Below are 22,816 nucleotides of genomic sequence, written 5' to 3'. Positions count from 1 at the left end.
TGCGGGGACAGGGGACACGGCCGGATCAAGAGGCATAGCCCCCGGGATTGTTGACCTGCCATCGCCAGGCATCCGCCATCATCGCCTCAATGTCACGTGTCGCCTTCCAGTCCAGCTCTCTCTCGGCCTTGGAGGCATCGGCCCAGTATTGCGCCAGATCCCCGTCTCGGCGTGGCGCGATCCGGTAGGGGATCTTGCGCCCGGCGGCCTTCTCGAAGGCCTGAATCATGTCGAGTACCGAGTATCCCCGTCCGCCCCCGAGGTTCCAGACCGAGACGCCCGGACGCCTGCCGATCGCCTTCATGGCCGCCAGGTGCCCCTCTACAAGATCCATCACATGGATGTAATCCCTCACCCCGGTGCCATCGGGAGTCGGATAGTCGTTGCCGAACACCGATAGCGCATCGCGGCGCCCGACGGCGACCTGGGTGATGTAAGGCACGAGGTTATTGGGAATGCCGAGCGGGTCTTCGCCGATGAGTCCACTGGGGTGCGCCCCCACAGGATTGAAGTAGCGCAGCAACGCAATGGACCAGCGCGTATCGGCCCGCGCCAGGTCCCTTAGCACCTCCTCTACCATCAGCTTGGAACGACCATAGGGATTGGTCGGTTCCCCGGTAGGCAGCGCTTCGTCGTAGGGGACGGTGTCGTTATCCCCGTAGACCGTTGCCGAGGAGCTGAAGACCAGACGACGGACGCCAGCGGCCTCCATGGCACGACAGAGGGTCACGGTTCCCGACACGTTGTAATCGAAGTAACGCAGAGGGTGCTCGACGCTCTCTCCAACTGCCTTGAGACCGGCAAAATGCAGCACGTCATCGATCTTATGCTGGTGGAAGAGCCGATCCAGCAGCTCTCGATCGCGCACATCGCCTTCGATGAAGGCCACGTCCCTGCCGGTCAACGCCGCGACTCGTTCAAGCGATGCGGCGGAACCATTGCTCAGATTGTCCAGCACCACTACCTCATGGTGATGCTCAAGCAGAGCGAGCACCATGTGAGAGCCAATGTAACCGGCCCCACCTGTCACAAGAATCGACATGGGGTTACTTCCTTGGCGTGCAGAAAAACGAACTGGGGATGCCCTCGGGAAGGCAAGGCGAAGCAATGACCGACCCTCATTCCCCTTGGCAGGTGCAACACGGCCAGGGGTCGCCCGCTCGCTTCAGGGCCGGAAAACCGCGGGGCTGTCGACCCTCGAAGACTCTGTCGAAGACGTCGAGCGCATCGGAAAGTGAAATGATGCCCATCCGGACAAGCGGCCAGTTAGCAGCGTCGCCACGGCGGATGACCGATGGTCCACGCTTGTGGGAGACGTTGAGCAGCACCGGCACGCTCTCGTGTCCCATGGCGGACAGCACCGAAGCCCGATGTTGGCCGTTGGCCACTAGGAACCTGACCTCGCCACCGCGCACCATGGAGTCGACCACCACATGTTGATGCTTGTACGAAAGACTCGACGAGGCCCGCTGGCGGTAGCCCTCCGAGGCTATCTGCGCATGTAGCGACACAAGATGCTGAATCCTGAGCTCGCCGAACCAGTCGGGCTTGGGACCCACCTGTCTGACGGCGATCTCGCTGACCGCCGGCATCTCTCCATCTGCCAGGCGTCCCTGTTCGGAGGCTTGTACGGACAGCTTGAGGGCCTCGAACTGTGGCATGCCCCCCCAGGGCATGAAGTCGCTCAGCGGGGGGCTGTCGTTCAACCAGGGATGCGCCGATTCAGCATCGATTCCCAGGGACTCCGCCAGTGTCGCCGGCGTCCATGACCGCCAGTAGTGCGCCAGGCAAGTCTCCTGATAGTAGCGACACTCGCCACGCAGCTGTTGCAACAGGCTCTGCACATAGGGGTGCGATGACTCCTTGCCATAGGCGAGGCCCGTGGGACCGAACCATAGGCAATGGGAAATGGGGCACTCCACGATGCAGGGGCGCTGCGCGTATCGATCGAGCACTTCGGGAACGGTAATCGCCACCCCTCTCAGGTCGCGGCTTGGATAGACGCCGAATCCTGCCCTTGCCAACGCCCTGATGGGTAGCCGACGAGCGGCTGAAATCCACTTTCCTGTACATGGCATAAGACTCACCGCAAGATAGAGCCCGATAGGGAAAGTCACGATTAGCCAAAATCCTTGCGCAACTGCTCGATAACGTCGAAGGCGCGCAGGATATCCTCGCGGGAAACGCTGCAGAAGCGATTCAGGGAGCGCTTCAACTCGGTTGTCGAGACACCCTCGGTCCGCGGCAGATACACGACCTCGCAATGGGGGGAAAGGAAATCGAACTTGCCCATCCAGTCGTCTCCCATGGCGAAGGTGGTCACCTGGTGATGTTTCACGTCGTCGATTTTCTGATCCCAGGAGGCCTCCGGTATCACCTCATCCACATAGCGGATATTGCGCACGATTTCGGCACGCTGCTCGAAGGGAATGAGGGTTCGCTTGCCCTTACCGGCATTGAACTCATCCGTGGATACCGCAACGACCAACCGGTCCCCCAACTCGGAAATGCGCCGAAGCAGGTTGAGATGACCAATATGAAACATGTCAAATGTGCCGTAGGTAATCACTGTTCTTGTCATCTTTCGTTCTCCCCAAACAGAATGGCCAACATGTCGCTGTTGAGGCGACACGAGATGTGAAAATCGGAGAAGTTATTCTATTAAATCTGACTTCATGCGTATCAGGAAGCTGACAACCTCGAATATCCGGCAATCAACTCAGCGGAAGTTAAATTTCTTGAAGGGTAGTGAAACGGCTTTTCGTCTGGCGTTATTGACAGAGAAATAAATGAAGGTCACCCCACGAACCAGGTGAAGAACGGCCTTGGGAAAATCGTTGAGGCAGAAATAGATCGGGAGCCCCGTATAGCGAAACCAGCGCCTACGATACAGAGAAACGTTAGTCTTCCCCTGAGGCAGGTCGCCTTCAAAACCATCAGGAGGAGAATACCAGGCCAAATTACCCACCAGTCCTGCCGACTGAGCATCCACCTTCTGCAAAAATTCAAAATCAATGACCTTCAGCCCCTTACTGGAGTCAATCAGGACATTTCTCGGACTGAAGTCAACGCATTCATAGCCGCGCGCACGATAATAAATAATTATCTGTTTCATTTGTTCTATTGCCCAAATCGGCAAATAATCATGACTGTGAAAAAATGGTCGAATACTCGATATTTCATCACGGGAACCCTCACAGAACTCCATGACAATATAGTTTTTCCCGGCCTTTAGGAGGCTGGATACCTCACTCAAGCCCGCACCGACTTTACGTGCTGTAATTTCTCTCTCCAGGAAATGCTCACGACCTTCCTTGAACGTCTTGCATATGGCTTTCTTCCCATGAAAATCGATCAGCTCAACCTTCGCTCGTCGCGCATGTTTACTGAGATCCTTGACAACCGCAAATGGGGTGGCAAACGCGGAATATTTCCTGCAAGCCTCTTCCTTGACAAAGGGAATACAACCAGTATTTATAAGCCCAAGATAATAGAGCGTCTGGTCAGCATTATCAGCCGAATGAAGAATATTACATCTAAACTTGGGGCCCACCTCACGATTGTACTTATCCCGTATATTGAGCTTCGCCATCGAGATTCTTTCATTATGAAGTCCAGGATGATCCTTGAGCATTTTTTTATTGGGTGAAATAGGCTTGGCATCATAGACAACATAATAATAAGAGGGCAAACCTCCGCTTTTTGGCCAAGGGCCCTTTCCCCAGTTTCCTCCGCGAATACCGGATGCAACCCGGCCGACTCTTTCCTCCGGAATACTCCCCTCCATGACGTGATCAAAACCTTGGTCAAAGAGGATCTTCTTGATGACATCAAGATATTCCATCCCCTCTTCCCTGACCAGGAAAATGGATAACCCTCTCAGATCATCAGGAATCTCGACCGCGTCTTCACAGAGCGCATCGCGGATCCATTGATTTCGCATTGATATCTTCTCGAGCGTATCATGGGCAGGCTTCCACCCGGCTTCACTCAATATTCTATCGATCCCTTCGAGGGTAACCACAAATTGCGCAGACTTCAGACTGGATTCCTGATACAGCCTCTCGAGCATTGCTACATAATCATGATCATTACAGGGGAGCACCTTCTTGTTACGCTCTGCGTCCTCGGAGGGGACTCCCGATGAATAGCCTTTATGGTACAAGACGTGATAGCAAAGAGATAGGAAATGATCATCATGGGAAGGAGCCTTGACGAGGTGATTCACCCAGATGGCATTATCCAATATCTTCCTGGCGATTGGCACGGGGTAATAAGGCATATTCCTCGAGTTTGAACCTGGCAGGCCACTGACACTATAGACATCACAGGGAATATCGCCTTTATTCCCAACCGACTTCATATAGGATGTCATTATTTCGATATCGTTATCAGCAACAAGGATGTCGATATCTTCGCCCGGAGCAACATGGGGCAATGTTTCGAACCAGCGCAGCACAACATAATCAACATCTTCTTCTTTCAATATCTTGAGAAAACCACTCGCTCCGAGCGAGGAATCAACAAACCTGCGCTGATTGATCGGACGTCTCAGCAGTCTTGAAAGACGGCGCCTGATGCCTCTCTTGATTTTCATCCTTCATCCATCCTTATCGATACTGCTAAACATTGCATCATATCGCCAAGGTCTGGCAGCCACACCAGGGCTTCCGATCCGGCATCCTTTACCCAATCCAACACCAACGAAAATATTATCAAACACCTGCAGCGCTATTTTCCTGGAGTAGTTGCCTGCCAGTACCTGAGGCCAGACGTCAACCTCATCGCGACACACAACACTGCCGACTCTGACAGGAACGCTAGAGAAACCGAGGGCGCTGATGACTGCGGCACGATGCTGGCCTGACTTTACGAGCCACTTCCAGTTACCGGATGAATCAACCAGCAACTCGACCCGAATGTCACCATCGAGGAAATCATGACGAATAAATCCATTCTTTCGAATGGACTTCATGATTTTATATAGTCGCTCAACTTCAACCTCGAGTTTTTCTTCTGACACAGGACCACAAAAGTTACAGCCATGCTCGACACTCATATCAACTTTTGAAATATGACTGTTGTCCTTCCTCTCATGCCTGATTATTTTTTCCTGGCGCTCTGTTACTGTCATATCTTCCCAAGGCTTGATCACCACCCAAGGTGGCTGAACTCCCAACATGGGAATGTCCTTGGGTGCAACTCCAAGCACCTCAGCTGCAAACTCCGGTTGATGGAACCAATAGAAGCGCCGCAACCCGAGCCTGATTGCCTCCCGCTCATCTCCGCCTGTCAACGACACATCAAGCGCCGACTTGACAGCCCCTGAAAAGGGGTGTCCATGGATATCACTGAGCGGGAAAACAAATAGCGAACGACCATCCTTGAGTCTTGCCGTAATCAAGTAGTCCCTATTCTTTCTGAGGTATCTCAGTGCCCGGGGGTCACCGTCGAACGAAGGCAGTGCGATAGGAATTGAAGAACTTATGGGCTTGAGTTTATAACCAACACGAGCCAGGACGATCCTGATAAACTCGATCCCTTTTTTTCTCAAACTGGACATGACGCACCCCTCATCAGACCCACGCTCCCCGGCAGCCTTACGGGTGGCAATGCTTCATAAATCCCAGAGCGAAGCTTGACCAGCGCTGACACCCCAGAGTTTTTCAACTTGCAGAAACCCCAGAACCGATATCCATGATTATTCAATCCTGAGTTCTTCCATAACCGTGGAGATAACATTCTCCATCGCAGATTTCTTTCCAGCACGGCTATCGAAGTAAAACCTGGCCGCCTCTTCTCTGGATTCCAGCCATGGATCCTTGCCTTCATTAAGGACCCCGTCACAATAAATTAGCGCCTCCTCCCACGTCAGCGCAACAGGTCCTGGGACGGAAAACGTCTCGCTGAAAAAACCCTGATCATCTTTAGAATATTCCAGATGGTCCGGCGCCAGGAAAATGACCGGCATCCCAAGAGGCAGGACATCTATAAAAATGCTGGAATAATCGGTAATCAGGATATCGAAATCATGAAGCCCACTGTAAATATCGTCGCAGGCGGAATTGGCGACGAGTTGCACTGGGCCACACTTCATGATATCCGGAACGGCCTCTCCCTCCTGGAATGGATGCAGCCTCACATCCATCGTTGCCCCTATCCTTTGCAACTCCGCATGGAGAATATTTCCCACGGGGACGGGCACCTTCTCGAAAAGCGATTCATGACCTAGCGCCCTGTGGGTCGGGGCATAAAGTATTCTTCGCATCTTCTTGTCACCCGCTTTTCGTTCTGGCAGCTGAGGTGAAAATTGTTGTTTCAAATTCTCCACCCTGACTGATCCCGCCACCAGGCCACGACGATAGGTTCCATCAAAAGCTGTCCCGGTGCGCTCGCGATCCACATTACTTTGAAAAACAAGCAGGTCCCAAGTCGGGTTTGCCCAGGGAAAGATCTTCTTCTGAACATTCAGCATCCAATTATGAAAGTCCCTTCTTTGCCTGCCTGCCTTGCCTTTTTCGAGCAACCCGGACACTGCCTTGAAACGCTTCAGCGGGATGCCATGCCACAACTGCAACTTGTAGGCACCAAATGCCGCGATCCGGTTGTGATCATGCGCATAGTGTGTGTAGACACATACACCAGCACGCAGTGTTGTCAGGAAACCCCGTAAGGTATCAGACTTTATTACCGGATATCCACGCCCCATCAGCTCATGAAATACTTCTTCAGACTTCGTGCTCCACACGACTCGTATATCGGCCCCACCCCCATGTTCCTGCAGGTTTTCGAACAACATACGGGAATGATCTGCGTACTTTTGGCCATTCGAACTCCCGAACGCCCAGAGTTTCCTGTTTCTTGGCACCAGAAGAGTCAGCAGCGCAAGGGGCATCCAGGCAAAGTCGATAGACACGCGTTTCAGAATTCTGGTCATTTTCATAAGTTCCACCCGCAGGTGCATACTCCGCCTGGTTACTTCGGGGGTTATCAGAAAGACAGGCTATCACCATACGCCAAACCGCTTCATATGGCAGGGGTGTGCACGCTCCCCGGTTCGATCACGCCCTCCAGGTACGCTTCATAGTAATGGCGCCATGGTAGATGCTCAAGGGCATGGATAACAACAACAGTCTTAACATGTTTTCATACCCCAAGCCTTTCAGGCTCACGTGGGGGAAGTCATGGTAACACCCTCTGCCCTGAAGCCTTTTCTCCGTTGCCCAGGCTATTATTTTCCTGTTGATTATTCGCCTTAACTGAATGTCACACATCTCGTCCAGCCGCGGCCTCTCCGTCTTGATAAAATCTGCCAGTGGATGAACCGTCAGGTTATCGGGATTTTTTGTAACAAAACTATTATCCAGGAGCCACTCGGAGGTAACCATGTCGCTATAGTAAAATGCTTCTATATCTGCCAATAATTTCACCCAGAAATAGACGTCCCCCCCTCGCTTGTATCTTCCTTCAGGAAAACCCCCAAGCTTTTCAATCAGCCGCCTTCGAATGGAGGCCGAATTCATGTGTACAAAATCGTTTTGAGCAAAAAATGTCAGTCCGTCCAGCTTATTATATACTCCGGACGAGATCCCCTTGTTTTTTCCGACGACCTTGCTGCCCACCCTCATGACGTAGTTGTTGCAAAAAAAATCCAGGCGTCCATTCTCGCTGATGGCATCGTGAAAGACCATCAGGTGGTCATCATGCATGATGTCATCGGCATCGAAGAACACGATCCATTCGGCACGGGCCTTTCTGACCCCGAGGTTCCTTGCCGCATACCCTCCGGGGCCCGGCTCGCTTCGCCGGTAGAGCCTCAACTTTCCCGCCTTCTCATGCTCCCTCAGTATTTCCAGGGAGCCGTCGGTGGAACAGTCATCCACTGCGATGATCTCGAAGTCACTGAATGTCTGGGCATAGACACATGCCAGAGAGCTCTCGAGATGGTCGACCTTATTGTGAACGGGAATGACCACGGAAAAGAAGGGCTTCGAGGGGGGCAACTTCACAGCGATCTCGCTCATGGGATCAGACACCTCGGATATGGAACCGTGCATGCGATCAAACTCAGGAGACATCAGAGGTTGGCCATCATCTTGAAGGTAGCGTTATTCACCGCAAGTTCATCATAGGTACCGCTGTCGGCGACCCGCCCGGCATCGAGGATATAGATCATGTCGCAGTCCTTGACGGTGGTCAGACGGTGCGCAATCAGTATGATCGTCAAGTTGCCGGCCAGCCGCTGGATATCCTCCATCACGCGGCGTTCGGTGATGCCGTCGAGTGCGCTGGTGGCCTCATCCAGCACCAGCACCTTCGCTTCTTGATACAGGGCTCGGGCTATCCCGATCCGCTGCCGCTGGCCTCCGGAGAGTTGCACGCCGCGCTCACCGACCCAGGTGTTGACGCCCTCGGGCAGCTTCTCGATCATCTCATCCAGCTGTGCCATCTTGAGAGCCTTCAAGGCCTTGGCTTCGTCAACCTGTTCGGGTGGAACGCCAAATGCCACGTTATCGAGGATGCTGGCATCGGCCAGGAAGATCTGCTGGGGTACCAGTCCCAGGCTTGCCTGCCAATGGCGTAGATTCTCCGGCGTCAATGCCACCCCATCGATCAGCACGTCGCCCGTATCGGGCTGGATCAGACCCAGCAGCAGGTCGACCGCGGTGCTCTTGCCGCTCCCAGACGCTCCGACCAGGCCCACCATCGCGTTGGCAGGTATGGTCAATGTCAGCCCGTTGAGTGCCCTGTCCTTCTTTCCCGGGTAGGCAAACGTCACGTCCTGAAGCTCGATTGCCTGCTCGGGAACCAGCGGCACTATCTCTCCTTCCTGTCCAGGAACACCGTCATGCTCGCTCTCGCGGCTCGCCATCAGGTCATCGCGAATGGTGTAGTAGGCAGAGAGGTTTCCCCGAATCACCGAGATGGCCGAATAGATTCTCTGGAAGGCTGGCAGCATCTTGAATCCGGCCAGGGCATAGATCGACAGCGCCGGCAGGATCGCCCCCAGGTTTCCTTCGTACAGGTTGAGCAGATAGAGCACCAGCAGGACGATCGAGGCGAAGGCTATCAATTCAATGGCATAGCGAGGGGCATCGCTCAGCCCCTGGGTGACGCCCTGGCCGCGAGCGACCTTATAACTAGCCTTCTCGAAACGTGAGACATAGGTATCCTGCCGATGCAGCAACAGCAGGTCCTTGATGCCGCCGAAGCCCTCCGTCATGAGCTTGAAGCGCTTGGCCTGGGCGCGAGAGACACGCCGGCCATTGGCCACCAGGAAACGCCGTACCGTCTTGTAGAGCAGCAGGTAGGCCGCAGCGAAGATGACCACGCCTGCCATGGCCACGCCCGGATGATAGAAGAAGATAGCCAGGGTCATGGTAGTCACCATCACCAGCTTGGCATTGAGCTGCAGGCTCGGGGAGATGATCTTAGTTGTGGTCCTCTGTACCTCCTGAGACGCCTTGCTGATCAGGCGGCTCGTACTCTGACCGGAGTGGAACAGCCAGGGCTGATGCAGATAGTAGCGGTAGAGGCGGCTCGATATCTCCGCCCCAACGCTGGCACTGAAGAGAGACAGCCGCCAGGTCGTGTACATGGAGAACATCGCCGAGAGAAACAGGATCGTCAGTACCATGGCGCCGAGCAGGGTCAGAAACGCCTCCGGACTTTGCAGCCCGGTGGCCTGGAAGATCCGGGCCATGAGCCCGTCACCATTGAGGCGCTGAATGTTTCCCACCACGGCCATGAAGGGCCCGATCGAGACCACGCTCGCGATCTCGGCGAACGACATGATGATGATGAGGCCCTGCAAGCGGAGAAGCCGTCGGCGCTGTTCTCGACTCAGCAGGGAATAGAATTCACGCAGGTCCTTCAACATGGCATCACCTTCTCTGTCTCGCTCAAACTGGCTTCGTTGAATGGAGACCGACCGGGCCAGAGAAATTTCTTGCCCTCTGCCCTATCGCGGCCGGTCCAGGCCCCGCCAGCAGGCGGTCATTACGAGCCTGCCAGACGAGATCAACCATGGTGTCGTCGGGCCGATAGGCCAGGGGTGCAGATTGCAGCAGGCGCCGCACTTCCATGTGGTCTGACGCGCCCAGCGCCCGCTTCAGCTCCTGGAGATAGGCGTCGAGCTGGGGCCACTCCCAGAACGGCTCCCGCGATGTCATGATCCGATCATGGCGTGTCCCCGACACCGCCTCGCCGATCAGCAGCTCTTCGAAGAGCTTCTCCCCGGGTCGCAGACCGGTATGGATGATCTCGATGTCGCCATCGGGGTGTTCGCTGTCCTTCACCTCCAGGCCGGAGAGGCGAATCATGTTGACCGCGAGATCCTGGATGAGGACCGGATCCCCCATATCGAGGACGTATACTTCGCCTCCCCGTGCCATGGCGCCTGCCTGAATCACGAGTTGAGCCGCCTCGGGTATGGTCATGAAATATCGAGTGATCTCGGGATGGGTCACCTTCACCGGCCCACCGCGTTCGATCTGCTCCCGGAACCGCGGAACCACGGAACCGCTGGAGCCCAGCACGTTGCCGAAACGCACCATGCAGAAGCGGGTTCTGCATCCACCATGGGCAAGGGCCTGGCAGATCAGCTCGGTCAAACGCTTGGAGGCGCCCATCGCGTTCGTCGGGCGCACCGCCTTGTCGGTGGAGATCATCACGAAGGTCTCCACCCCGACGCTCATGGCGGCCCGCGCCAGATTCAGCGTACCGAAGACGTTGTTGCGAATCCCCTCGATCAGGTTGTACTCCACCATCGGCACATGCTTGTAGGCGGCTGCGTGGTAGAGGGTATGGACCTCGAAGCCGTCGAAGATCGAGGCCAGGGCATCGCGCCGCTGGATGGAGGCCAGCAGCGGCATGACCTCGACCCCTGACTTGCCGACTCCGGGGTGCGCCTGTAGCTCCTGCTCGATGGAGAAGAGCGCAAACTCGCAGTTGTCGACCAGCAGCAGCCGAGCGGGCTGTTGCTCGATGATCTGTCGACACAGCTCGCTCCCGATCGACCCGCCGGCACCGGTGACCATTACCGACTTGCCTCGGATGTTGGCATCCATCAGATCGGGGAACTGGGGCACGGGATCGCGACCCAGCAGGTCTTCCACCGCCACGTCCCGAACATCGTTGATACTGGCATGGCCGGCAATCACATCTGCACTGCCGGGTATCGTCTGCACAGGGATGGAGAGCGTCGATAGACGCTGCAGGATCTCGCGCCGACGGCTTCGAGTCGCACTGGGTATGGCCAACAGGACCATGGCGGCACGATGTTCGTCTATCAGGGCCTCAAGTTTGGAAGGCTGATGTACCCGCAGGCCATCGACCAGGTTGCCCTCGAGTCCGCGCCAGTCATCGATGAAGGCCACGGGCTCGTACTCGCCCCCATGACGCAGCGCTGACACCAGTTCGCAGCCGGCGGCACCAGCGCCATAGATCAACACCGGACGCCGCTGGCGACGCTGACTGATCAGGTATAGCTCTCGCAGCACATAGCGCACCCCACCTATGCCCACCAGAAGCGCCAATCCATGGATCACCGCCACCGAAGCCGAGAACATGTCTCCCATCACCTTATCGAGCAATATCACCAATAGCGACGAGACCAGTGCCCCTGCCCCCAGGCTGAGCACGGCGCTGTGGTTCATGTAACGCAGAACCAGCCGGTAGACCCCCAGCCAGCGAAAGCACAGCAGGGTCAAGAGTGTGACCAGGCCTGTCAGGCTCCACAGCCACATGTCCGCAAGAGTCAGGACACTGTCGCGGTGCAGCATGACCGCCAGATTGAGACTGACCACAATGGTCAAGCCATCGATAAGCTGAAGCATGCGGCGCTTGCGATGACGAGGCATCGTCATCAGGGCGTCTAGCCAGGTCATGTCACCTACTCCTTGCTTGTCGGGGCGCGTCGTGTGGGAAAAAGGGGCCAGAAATCGTGCACCGGCCTCGAATCCATCGGTTTTACGCATGCTGTCGATGCCCGTAAGGGGTCATGACGCGCAGCTCAGCTGGGGGTCCGGGAGTCCCATGACGTGATGGATCAGCAGGGCATCGACTCGATCGGCGTCGTAGTGGGCCTCGGCCAGTTCACGTGACCGCACGCCCATGGCGATGATCGCCTCGGGGTGATCGATGAAATGCGTCATGGCAGCGACCAGGGCGGACGTGTCTTCCGGGGGGACCAGCAGGCCGTTCTCTCCGTCGACCACGGTCTCCCGACATCCGGGCGAATCGGTGGTAATGACGGCACGTCCGACCGACATAGCCTCCTGGGTGCTGCGCGGCACCCCTTCGCGATACCAGGAGGGCAGCACGAAGACACTCGCGTTGGTGAGCCACTCGTGGACGTTGCCCACCTTGCCCGGATACTCGATGATGCCCCTGCGCGCGAGGTCCTTGAAGCGTTCGGGATCCACCCCATCCGTCCTGCCGGAATCGAAGCGGCCCAGGACCACGAACCGCACCTCGGGATGCCGGCTTGCCACGATTTCGGCCGCATCCAGATAGTTGTTGACTCCCTTCTCGAGCAGCAGCCGCCCCACGAAGATGAAGGAAACCGGCTCCGTCGGCGGCGGGGAGCAGGGAAACTCCTCGAGGCGCAGGCCGATTCCGCCCAGCACAAAGACATCACGAGCCCGTATCCGGTAGCGGTCGATCAGGTCCTTCCTGTCATCGGGGTTGAGCAGGACAAGTGTGTCGAGCAGCGGCACCGAGAGGTGGAACAGGCCAAGCTGTGCCCATTTGATGACACGCCGCTTTAGGGAGCGCCTGCCGGGGCATTCGGAAAAGTAGTAGCCCAGCCCTTCCAGCATGCCGACCCGATGGCGGACACCTGCAATGGCAGCGGCCCAGGTCCCGATCACTACCGGCTTGGCAAAGTAGCTGAACACCGTATCCGGCTGAACCTTCCGGATCGCCGATACCATCCTCATGAAGGACGACAAGGGGTTGCGGCGGATCCTCCCGGCGCCGTCAAGGGCATAGGACATCGGCAGTACCCCGATCGCCCGCACCTGCCGTTCCTCCTCCTCCGAGTAGCCCTCGACCAGGGCATATACCCGGTGGCCGTCGGCCAGCAGCTTCTCCATCAGGGTTCGCCTGAAGCCCAGGACGGAGGAGACGCCGGTGCCAATGAACATGATCTTCATGGTGAGAGTTCCCTGACAGGTGTTATTGAGGGCGCCGGCTGGGTTTCCCGGGCGGCCAGGGCGGCAGCCGCCAGGAAGACCCAGAAGATGGGCGTCCTCGCGCCATAGGTCGAGATGCCATAGAACACCGGGCCGAGGAAGGCGATCTTTCCGGCCAGGTCCAGTCGCAGGAAGATCCTGGCAATGAACGCCATGAAGATCACAAAGCCCGCTATACCGTAGTAGAAGAGCACCGCCACCCAGGTGGAGTGAATCTCATGCCGGCCGCCGAAACGCCTATCCAGTCCTTGACCCGATCCCAGAGCGAGATAAGACGGGAACTCCTGCAGTCTGGTGTAGCCCCTGATCTCTGCCTGACTGCCGTAATCCGTACCGGAGAAACGCGAGACGGCCACATCGGCGGTCTCCATGCTTAACAGCAGGTAGAGAAAAACGGGCACGGCCATGATCCCGATGATGTAGGCGAGTATCCGATCTTTTCCACCTGACCCGACCGCCATGTTGTCGATGAAGCGAAGATAGGCCGCCAGCAGTGAGAAGAAGATACCGAGCAGGGCAGACCTGGACTGTGTGACGAATACCAGCATCACGCTGATGACAGCGATGGCGAACAACAGGTGGCCACTGCCCTTCCCTCTGAAGAGATAGAAGAAAGTCGAGAATACGCAGATCACGTAGAACGCCATCTGATTGGGGTCGTTGAAGAACCCCTGGTAGCGGCTGCCCACTTCATAGCGACCCATCCCGGTGGTCCAGAAGAGGAACAGCAACACGATGCTCACTGCACAGGAGGCTACCACTGCCCTTCTGACTCGATCATCACCGAGTGACGACAGCAGGAACAGAAACAGCAAACACCCATAGACCCAGTAAATGGTGGCCTTGATGAAGGTGGTATCCTGCTCCACCAGCACCCAGGCCAGGTTGGAGATTGCCACATAGGCACAGAAGGCCAGCAGAAAGAGCGCTGTCAGCCTCTCGTCATGGCTGCTGAGGGGAATCGTCAGCGAATAGAAGTAGCCCAACAGCAGGAAATTGAGGGCAAACAGCAGGTGTGCCGGCTGAGGCAGCCCGCTCGGCAAGATATAGAACTGGGACAGAAAGACGCCAAGCGCCCAGATATACGCGAGCATATGGCCTTTACTCCCGAACTGGTCTGCACTCCGATGCCAGGAAAGGCAACGGAGGCTAGCGGTATGCATAGACGTTGTAGTAGCCGTATTGCCTGTTCGTGGAATAGTCCACGGCATTGAGCACCGCGCCCTTCACCCGAACTCCGGCATGCTCGAGACGGCGCTTGGCGATCTCGAGCTCCTTGGGAGGATTGAGGCCATAGCGTGCAACCATCAGGCAGGAGCCGGCATGCTTGCCGACTATTGCTGCATCGGTCACGGCCATCACCGGCGGAGTATCCAGTATCACCAGGTCGTAGTGTGGTGCAGCCCAGGCGAGCAGTTCATGGAAGGGTTTCTGCATGAGCAACTCGGAGGGGTTGGGGGGCACATTGCCGCGGGAAAGGAAATCGAGATTTTCGAGTCCGCTGGGACGAATGGCCTCGTCGATGCTCAGGCGATTGGACAGCAGTTCAGATAGCCCCCCCTTGGCGGCCTGTTGGAAGGCGTGGTGCAGATGCCCCTTGCGCATGTCGGCGTCGATCAGCAGCACTCTCTGCCCGGCCTGAGCACAGACCACGGCCAGATTGGCAGCAATGAAGCTCTTGCCGGCTTCAGGACTCGCCCCGGTGATCATCAGGCGGTTGTCGCTGGACTCCAGCATGGCGAAGTAGAGGCTGGTTCGCAGGCCACGCAGGGCCTCGACCGTCGGTTCCTCGGGGTTGGTGATAGCCAACAGTCCGCGGAAGACATTGACCCCTTCCTTGCGTCGACGCTTGAGGAAGTGCGATAGCCTGCCCTGGCCGGATGACACCGGCACAATCGCGTAGACCGGCAGCCCGATCGCCTCCAACTGATCGGGAGTCTCGACGGCACGGTTGAAGGCCAGCCTGAGCATCACCCCAACGATGGCCAGCAGGGTCCCCAGCAGAGCGCTGCCAACCGTCAGCAGGCCGACCCGAGGTGCGATGCTGCCACGCTGCAACACGCCAGTATCGAGTATCCTCACGTTGCCGACAGTACCGGCCTTGACCAGCCGCATCTCCTGACGCTTGTTGAGTAGCTGAACGTAGATCTCCTGGTTCACCTGGGTGTCACGGGTCAGGCGAAGCACCTCCTGCTGGGTCTCCGGCAGATTGTTGACGCTGGCCTCGAGCTGCACCTTCTCGGCCTGCAACTGCGAGCGTTTGCGCAGCAAGGCCTGATAGTTCGGGTGGGTGGGACGGAACCGCTCGGCCAGCTCCGCCTCAGCCAGCGCCAGCTCCGAGAGCTGGTTGTCCACGGCGACCAGGCTACGCAGCAGATTCTGTGTCTCGAAGGTCAGGTCGACTGAGTCCCGCTCGGCGCGATAGTCATTCAGGGCATTTTCGGCGTCCGTCAGTTCCACATTGACCTGCGGGATCTGCTCCTCGAGAAAAGCCAGCTGCTTCTCGGCCTCCTCGGACTGCCGCTGGACGTTCTGGGACAGGAAGACCCCGGTGATGGTATCGAGCACCCGGACGATCTGCTCGCGGTCCTGGCCGCTGAGCATCACTTGATAGACCCCGGAATCCTTGCCGCGGGTCTCAATCGTCAGTCTACGTTGCAGCTGGGCGATGGCATCGAGGTGCGACACGCGACGCATCTCGAACTCCGCTCCGGCATGGGCCTCGAGCTGGCTGACGAAAAGACGATAGCCTGATGTCTCGTCGTGAACCGTCTCCCCCACTCTCCCGCTCAGTACGGTCACCTCATCCCGGGTCAGCACGTAGTGGCCATCGTCTGCCACCCTCAGCACATGGATTCTCCCCTCGGCCTGGGTTGGCACATCGAAGCGAGACACCCGAAGGGTTTCACCGGCCCACACAAAGGGGCTGCTCTCGTTCTGCTCCCAGCCGCCTATCCTGCCCAGCCAGTCACCCAGGAACCCCGGCGTCAACCCATCGACCTGCTCACGGGTGAAGCCGTGATTGACCAGGAAATCCCCTACCATGGGCATGCGTCGCGGCGCGATCTGGATGGCCAGATCGAGGCGATCCACGGTTTCCCCTATCACCATGCGGGACTGGAGGATCTCCAGTTCGGCAGTCGTGGGGTTCCCCCCCTGGTCGCCCACCGCCAGGGTCTCGAGCAGCCCCAGGGTGGTGGTGCGCCCTTCGATCTGTATCAGGGTATCCGCCTGATAGATCCTCGGCTGGGAGCTGGCGTAGAAATACCCGCCGAGCAGGAACAGGATCCCCGTGAAGATGATCTTCCATTTATTATCCAGCAGGATGGAAACCAGCTTTACGAGACTGATATCCGGAGTGTCGCGCGAAGGCTCACTCGACAACCCGTGGTGACCTGGAAAAGCTGTCATGGCCATGATCTCTTGTTATAGATCCCCGACGTTATCGACCGATCTTGCGACATCACCCGGCAGGCTTACCGACGGTAACAGCAGCGAGATCACGTTGTTCCAGCGAGCCAACGGTGCGGAAGTGACATAGACCACATCCTGAGGCTCCAGAGAGAAGCGAGTGCCCAGCACGAGCCGAGTCGCGTCGCGGATATCAAGCTGGTAGACGGTGGCTACCCTGTCGGCGGAAGCGCCTGGCGGCATGGCGCGCACCACGAAGATGCCCGAGGGCTGGGCGCGACTCTCGTTGACCCCCCCCGCACGAGCAAGGGCCGTGGTCAGGGTGACCCGCTCATTCCCCAGCGCAATGGCGCCAGGGCGCAGAACCTGCCCCAATACCACCACGTTCTGATTCTCCGAGGTGGGCACGTGGAGCACGTCCCCGTCGCGCAAGAGCCGGTTCTGACTAAGGTCTCCCTGACGGAGCATGGCATGCAGGGAAATCGTCTCGTCGCGGCCATTGCCGTTGAGGGTGACGTTGTGCCAGTCGGCGTTGGGTCGTGCACCCCCGGCCTCGCTGATGGCGTCCAGCACGGTCATCGGCACAATGGTGATCGGCAGGGTGCCGGGATTCTCCACGGCCCCGCTGACATAGGCCTTCTGGGAGCGGAAGGCGGCCATGCCGACCTCCACCTGGGGCGCGGCAATCACCTCGGAGAGACGGCGAGTCAACAGGCTCCGAACCTCTTCCAGTGTCATGCCGGCCACCCGCACTCTGCCCACATAGGGGTAGAACATGGTGCCGTCGGGGCGCACCCGGTTGCCGGTCTCCGCCGCAGCGCGCTCGCTCCCCGCCGGGATGGTCAGTTCCGGGTGATCGTAGACGATCACACTAAGGACATCACCGGGGCCAATCCGGTACTCATAGTTCTCGATTTCCTGGCGAAGGCTGCCAGAAATAAGGCGGGAGGTGACCACTTCCTCAACCGGAGCATTGACCAGCTCAGGCGTGATTGGCACCACTTCCACACGAGAGTCAAGGGAGGAATCCACGTTTTTATGGTCGATATACCCTCCCGGAGATAGGGCGCAACCTCCGAGCATCAGCATTGCGAACAGTAGCCCTGCCGCTCTATAAGAGCTTCCGATTACAGGTCTATTCGAGGGAAATTCCTCAACCTCATTCATTGTCACAGGAAGCATATGAGTATCCCCTTGCCGTTCTCTCTGGACACGCTACCGCCCCGGAATCATGGTAATTTTCCGAGACCATGGGAGCTCTGACAGCCCTTTGACGAGCTGGCCTTGTAAGCCTTTTTTCCGATCCATGGGATAGGAAAACCAGGCGCATGACTCCGCTAACATCATCTTACATGGTTACAGAACTTATACATTCTGATTTTCAACAGCTAGCAGACATGACATAAAACATTAAAATAAACGTCATGGAGTTATGCAAAGCCCATATATCAGTGTGAAAACCACTAAGCATTTACTTCACAAACAGCATTAGAGAACTAATAGATGGGGATGAAAAAAATAACCGACACCCGTAAAGGGGTCGGCAAAGGAGGGGATACATCAAGATGAACAAGCGTAAGGCGGGGGGAAGAAAAAGGAAGGTAAAAAGAGGACGCTGCCGGGGGCTCACCCCTCCCGGCAGCGCCAGCGCGCCACGAGGTTCAGCAGCGCCAGGGTCAGCAGCGTAGCCGCTGCCCAACCCAGGGCATCCACGAGGCTATGATAGCCCGGGGGGGGAGACAGTGGGCGCTGGGTCATCCCGAACTCCACTACCCGGGTGAGGCCGTAGAGAATGAGGGCGAGACTCGCCAGGGGCAGAGCAGAGTGCCGGCGCGCCAGCCAGCGGGTCAGGGCCCAGGGCTCGCGCGGGGTCGGTTTCTCGGCAGGCTTGGGAGCAGGCCTGGCGGCCGGCCTGGGCGGTGCCGGAGCCTTTCGGGTGCGTGGCTTGGGTTGTACCCGACGCCGGACAGGAGGCCCGGCCAACAGCCCCCAGACCCAGCGACCTGAGCGCCACAGCACCCAGCCCAGGGTGAAGCTCACCGACAGCGCCAGCCCGCCCATCACCAGAACATACGCCATCGCGCGAATCCTTCGTTGCGATACTGGGCACTTATTGTGCCACACCGGCAGCGACGAGCGAGGGGCGGGCAGGTTCGAGCCAGCGAGCCGTTGACACCCTCCGGGAGCCCCTGCAAGGAGCTCCCCGGGCGCCCAGCGGCTGGTCGCTACTCGTCGCCGGCGCGATAGAGCGTCTGGATGCTGGAGAAATCCAGCGCGCCGTTACCCTGGGCGCTGTGCAGCGCGAACAGGTTGCGGGCCTGGGAGCCCATGGGCACCGAGGACTTCGAGCCCAGCGCCAGTTCCCAGGCGAGGCCCAGGTCCTTGGCCATCAGGTCGGTGAGGAAGCCACCCTGGTAGTCGCGGGAGGCGGCGGAGCCCTCCATCACGCCTGGCCACGGGTTGTAGACATTGAGCGCCCAGTTGCCGCCGCTGCTCTGCTTCATGATCTCGGAGAGAACCGCCGGGTCCATGCCGTTCTTGACACCCAGCGCCAGGGCCTCGGCGGTGCCGCTCATCAGGATACCGAGCAGCATGTTGTTGCAGATCTTGGCCACCTGCCCCGCGCCGTTGTCACCGGCGTGGAAGATGTTCTTGCCCATGGCCTCGAGCACCGGCCTGGCCTTGTCGAAGGCGGCCGAATCACCGCCGACGATAAAGGTCAGGATGCCGGCCTTGGCGCCGCCGACCCCGCCGGAAACCGGAGCATCCAGGTAACTGATCCCGCGTTCGGCGGCGGCGGCGGCCACGGTGCGGGCGTCATCCGGGGAGATGGTGGAGGCGTCGATCAAGAGCGGCTTGCCATCCAGAGTGTCAAGCAGGCCCGGCTCGCCGTTGCGGCCCAGGTAGAGCCCCTTGACGTGGGCACCGGCGGGCAGCATGGAGATGATCACCTCGGCACCGCGGACGCAGGCCTCGGCGCTCTCGCCCCGCTTGGCCCCTTCGGCTTCCAGGGTCTGGATGGCGCTCTCCACCAGGTCGAAGACGGTAACGCTGTGGCCGGCCTTGACCAGGTTGGTGGCCATGGGCGCACCCATGTTGCCGAGGCCGATAAAGGCGATATTCATGCTCGTACTCCTTGTTGTTGATGTGTTATCCGACCCGATGCCCGAGCCCAAGGTCACGCAGGGGGTGGGATTCGCTGTCCCAGGGCGAGGTAAACAGCGCCTGGATCGTCTCTTCCGGCACGCCGTCCGCATCCGAGTGGCTCCAGCGCGGGCTCTTGTCCTTGTCGATCAGCAGCGCCCGTACACCCTCGACGAAGTCGCCCTGGCGGCAGCACTGCACAGAAAGCACCAGCTCGTCGCGAAAGGCATCGGCCAGGCTGGAATGGGCGTGTCGGGCGAGCATGCGCCAGACCAGTTGGGCACTCAGCGGACAGCCGTCGGCCAGGCGCTGACGGTTGGCGGCGAGCCACCTGTCGTCGCGGGTATCGCTCAGGATTCGCTTCACCGCGGTTGCGGCATCTACGGCGCCTACCAGGGCCTGCAGATGGTCGAGGTTCGGCCATACCTGGCCGGCCGGTGCCCCCTCGCGAGCCTCGTGGTGGTCCAGCGCCTGCTGGACGGCGCCACGCAGGGCGGGGCCGCTGCGATCACCGTAGTCCGCCTCGGCCAGCGCGGACAGCACCAGGCCGCGGCGCTCGCGAGGAATGAAACGGTCCGCCATGCCCAGGTCCAGGGCATCGCGGGCGTTCAGGTGGGCGCCCGTCAGGCCCAGGTAGGCGCCCACGCCGGGTGGCATGCGGTTGAGGAACCAGCTGGCACCGATATCCGGGTAGAGGCCGATGGTGATCTCCGGCATGGCGATGCGAGTGGTCTCGGTGACGATGCGCTGGAAGCCGCCGGCCATCAAGCCGAGGCCGCCCCCCATGACGATGCCGTCGCCCCACACCATCAGCGGTTTGGGATAGGTGTGGATGCGATGGTCGAGGTGATACTCGGCGGTGAAGTAGGTCTCGGCCAGCAGACTGTCGCGGCCGGCTCCGCGATTGTCGCCCTCCTCGGTCAGCGAGCGGTAGAGGGCCACCACGTCGCCGCCGGCACAGAAGGCCTTGTCGCCGCTGCCCTCGAGCCACACGGCGACAATGCTGCGATCCTCCGCCCAGGCCTCGAGCTTGGCATCCAGCTGGTGGACCATCTCCAGGGAGAGGGCGTTGAGGGACTTGGGGGCATTGAGGGTCGCCACGCCGATCCGCCCACCGTCACCGGTAGGCAGCTCGTCGAAGCGTACGGGAAGATCCGACATCGAGAGTTATCTCCTTATTGCATCGACTCGATCACGCCATCCGCCATCAGCCGCCGGGCCACGATCAACCGCATGATCTCGTTGGTGCCCTCGAGGATCTGATGGACACGGGTATCGCGAACCAGCCGTTCCAGGGGGTACTCGCGGATATAACCATAGCCACCGTGAAGTTGCAGGGCCTCGTTGCAGACGGTGAAGCCCACATCGGTGGCGAAGCGCTTGGCCATGGCGCAGTGCGCGGTGGCCTCGGGGTCGTCCTGATCCAGGCGCCAGGCGGCCTGGCGAACCATCAAGCGGGCGGCGGTAAGCTCGGTGGCCATGTCGGCGAGCTTGAACTGGAGCGCCTGGAACTGGTTCAGTTCACGCCCGAACTGCTTGCGCTCCGCCATGTAGTCACGGGCCAGGGTCAGGGCGTGCTGGGCGGCCCCCAGGGAACAGCTGGCGATGTTCACGCGGCCACCGTCGAGGCCCTTCATGGCGAACTTGAAGCCCTCGCCCTCCGCACCCAGTCGATTGCCGACCGGCACACGCACGGAATCGAAGCTCACCAGGCGAGTCGGCTGGCTCTTCCAGCCCATCTTCTCCTCGTTCTTGCCGTACTCGACGCCGGCGGCGTCGGCCGGCACCACGATGGCCGATACCCCGCCGGCAGCGCTGTCCGGCTCACCGGTACGCGCCATCACCACCAGCACTTCGGTGGCGCCGGCGCCGGAGATGAACATCTTGCTGCCGCTGATCACATACTCATCACCGTCACGAACGGCCCGAGTACGCAGGTTGGCGGCATCGGAACCGGCACCGGGCTCAGTCAGGCAGTAGGAGCCAAGCACCTCGCCGGTTACCATGGCGGGGACCCAGGCCTCGCGCAGGGCGTCATCGCCCCAGGTCGCGATCATCCAGGTCACCATGTTGTGGATGGTGAGGTAGGCGGTGGTCGCCACACAGCCCTGGGCAAGCTGCTCGAAGATCAGCGAGGCATCGAGACGCAAAAGCCCCAGGCCTCCGTGCTCCTCCGGGGTATAAATGCCGAGAAAGCCGGTCTCGCCGGCGCGGCGGATGACATCCAGCGGGAAGTGGGAGGTGGCGTCCCACTCGGCGGCGTGGTCGGCCAGTTCGGCCTTCGAGAAGTCGGCGGCGGCCTGGACCAGCGCCTTCTGGTCGTCGCTCAGGGAGAAATCCATGGTGGTATCCTCGTCTGCGTATCGGTTGCGTTGTAGTTGGCTGCATTGACTGGATTCAGGAGTTGGCGCATGCCGAGTTCGCTCGTCGCTCGTCTGACGCACGGCCCTGGCACCAACCTAGCACTTGCTAGGTTTATCCCACATCACCCCATGGTCTAACAAGCACTTTACGTTAACGTCAACCTCGGCTAGTGTTGCCCTCAGCGAGCGGCGTGCGCCCCGCCCCGCCACACAATTAAAGGAAGACGCTCATGACTCAGCGCACAGAGAGCGACGCGGCTCAGCCAGGCGGCCTGCCCCGCCAACGGCGCACCTTCAGCATCGGGGAGCTGGCCAAGATGTTCGAGGTGACGCCTCGCACGATCCGCTTCTACGAGCAGGAGGGGCTGCTGGCCCCAGAGCGCCGCGGCCAGACTCGCGTCTACCGCGAGAAGGATCGGGTGCGTCTCAAGCTGACCCTGCGCGGCAAGCGCCTCGGCTTCTCACTGGCCGAGATCCGCGAGGTGGTGATGATGTACGACGCCATGCCCGACGGCAACGCGCGCCAGTTGCAGCGTCTTCTCGAGATCCTGGCCGACAAGCGGGCCAACCTGGAGCGTCAGCTCGAGGATATCCGGCTGATGCACAGAGAGCTCGACGACGTCGAGAGCCGCGCCCGTGAGGTGCTGTCCGGCCTCGGCGTCGAACCCCCGAAGCACTGAGGCCGCCAGCGACCAGGGTCAT

General features: G+C 59.1%; 18 protein-coding genes. 1 reads left to right on the top strand and 17 read right to left on the bottom strand.

Annotated elements, in window-relative coordinates; genetic code table 11:
* Window positions 1–25 precede the first annotated feature (25 nt).
* The 17 genes from galE to IBX53_RS03680 all read right to left on the bottom strand — a co-directional run bounded on the left by galE (window position 26) and on the right by IBX53_RS03680 (window position 22,093).
* Window positions 26–1,042 carry a UDP-glucose 4-epimerase GalE gene (gene galE / locus IBX53_RS03760; protein WP_290905551.1) on the bottom strand — a complete coding sequence of 339 codons (1,017 nt, stop codon included), beginning with the start codon at window positions 1,040–1,042 and terminating at the stop codon, window positions 26–28.
* Window positions 1,043–1,118: 76 nt separating this feature from the next.
* Window positions 1,119–2,117 (bottom strand): hypothetical protein, encoded by a 999-nt coding sequence (locus IBX53_RS03755; protein ID WP_290905549.1) that lies wholly within the window; start codon window positions 2,115–2,117, stop codon window positions 1,119–1,121.
* A 2-nt stretch (window positions 2,118–2,119) separates the two neighbouring features.
* Window positions 2,120–2,581, bottom strand: coding sequence for a glycerol-3-phosphate cytidylyltransferase (gene tagD, locus IBX53_RS03750; protein ID WP_367171537.1), 462 nt, complete (start codon window positions 2,579–2,581; stop codon window positions 2,120–2,122).
* 138 nt (window positions 2,582–2,719) lie between these two features.
* Window positions 2,720–4,597, bottom strand: a complete 1,878-nt coding sequence (locus tag IBX53_RS03745) for a hypothetical protein (protein ID WP_290905546.1) — start codon at window positions 4,595–4,597, stop codon at window positions 2,720–2,722.
* 3 nt (window positions 4,598–4,600) lie between these two features.
* On the bottom strand, window positions 4,601–5,563 hold the full coding sequence (locus IBX53_RS03740; protein WP_290905544.1) for a hypothetical protein: 963 nt from the start codon (window positions 5,561–5,563) through the stop codon (window positions 4,601–4,603).
* A 138-nt stretch (window positions 5,564–5,701) separates the two neighbouring features.
* Window positions 5,702–6,943: a CDP-glycerol glycerophosphotransferase family protein gene (locus IBX53_RS03735; RefSeq protein ID WP_290905542.1), complete on the bottom strand. Its 1,242-nt coding sequence runs from the start codon at window positions 6,941–6,943 to the stop codon at window positions 5,702–5,704.
* A 118-nt stretch (window positions 6,944–7,061) separates the two neighbouring features.
* Entirely contained in the window at window positions 7,062–8,024 is a 963-nt protein-coding gene (locus IBX53_RS03730) for a glycosyltransferase family A protein (protein WP_290905539.1), read from the bottom strand.
* Window positions 8,025–8,077: 53 nt separating this feature from the next.
* Window positions 8,078–9,880: an ABC transporter ATP-binding protein gene (locus IBX53_RS03725; protein WP_290905536.1), complete on the bottom strand. Its 1,803-nt coding sequence runs from the start codon at window positions 9,878–9,880 to the stop codon at window positions 8,078–8,080.
* A gap of 22 nt (window positions 9,881–9,902) precedes the next feature.
* On the bottom strand, window positions 9,903–11,888 hold the full coding sequence (locus tag IBX53_RS03720; protein WP_290905533.1) for a nucleoside-diphosphate sugar epimerase/dehydratase: 1,986 nt from the start codon (window positions 11,886–11,888) through the stop codon (window positions 9,903–9,905).
* 111 nt (window positions 11,889–11,999) lie between these two features.
* Window positions 12,000–13,157 (bottom strand): glycosyltransferase family 4 protein, encoded by a 1,158-nt coding sequence (locus IBX53_RS03715; RefSeq protein ID WP_290905530.1) that lies wholly within the window; start codon window positions 13,155–13,157, stop codon window positions 12,000–12,002.
* Entirely contained in the window at window positions 13,154–14,290 is a 1,137-nt protein-coding gene (locus IBX53_RS03710; RefSeq protein WP_290905527.1) for a hypothetical protein, read from the bottom strand. Before IBX53_RS03710 ends, IBX53_RS03715 begins: the two co-directional genes overlap by 4 nt.
* Before the next feature lie 55 nt (window positions 14,291–14,345).
* Window positions 14,346–16,607 carry a polysaccharide biosynthesis tyrosine autokinase gene (locus IBX53_RS03705; RefSeq protein ID WP_290905525.1) on the bottom strand — a complete coding sequence of 754 codons (2,262 nt, stop codon included), beginning with the start codon at window positions 16,605–16,607 and terminating at the stop codon, window positions 14,346–14,348.
* Between the two features lie 15 nt (window positions 16,608–16,622).
* Entirely contained in the window at window positions 16,623–17,696 is a 1,074-nt protein-coding gene (locus IBX53_RS03700) for a polysaccharide export protein (protein WP_290905522.1), read from the bottom strand.
* 537 nt (window positions 17,697–18,233) lie between these two features.
* Complete coding sequence (locus IBX53_RS03695; RefSeq protein ID WP_290905519.1) at window positions 18,234–18,686, bottom strand: hypothetical protein; 453 nt, start codon at window positions 18,684–18,686, stop codon at window positions 18,234–18,236.
* 146 nt (window positions 18,687–18,832) lie between these two features.
* The gene (gene mmsB / locus IBX53_RS03690) at window positions 18,833–19,732 is read right to left on the bottom strand and encodes a 3-hydroxyisobutyrate dehydrogenase (protein WP_290905516.1); all 900 of its coding nucleotides are present in this window, start codon (window positions 19,730–19,732) and stop codon (window positions 18,833–18,835) included.
* Between the two features lie 25 nt (window positions 19,733–19,757).
* Window positions 19,758–20,912 carry an enoyl-CoA hydratase/isomerase family protein gene (locus tag IBX53_RS03685; RefSeq protein WP_290905513.1) on the bottom strand — a complete coding sequence of 385 codons (1,155 nt, stop codon included), beginning with the start codon at window positions 20,910–20,912 and terminating at the stop codon, window positions 19,758–19,760.
* Between the two features lie 14 nt (window positions 20,913–20,926).
* Entirely contained in the window at window positions 20,927–22,093 is a 1,167-nt protein-coding gene (locus IBX53_RS03680; protein WP_290905510.1) for an acyl-CoA dehydrogenase family protein, read from the bottom strand.
* A gap of 251 nt (window positions 22,094–22,344) precedes the next feature.
* Here IBX53_RS03680 and IBX53_RS03675 point away from each other — a divergent pair, with 251 nt between their 5' ends.
* Window positions 22,345–22,794, top strand: coding sequence for a MerR family DNA-binding transcriptional regulator (locus IBX53_RS03675; RefSeq protein WP_290905507.1), 450 nt, complete (start codon window positions 22,345–22,347; stop codon window positions 22,792–22,794).
* Window positions 22,795–22,816: the final 22 nt, after the last annotated feature.

The organism is Halomonas sp., from assembly GCF_014859505.1.
Taxonomy (GTDB): Bacteria; Pseudomonadota; Gammaproteobacteria; order Pseudomonadales; family Halomonadaceae; genus Halomonas.
The sequence above is the reverse complement of the archived record's forward strand: the minus strand, read 5'-3'. Positions and strand labels throughout refer to the sequence as shown.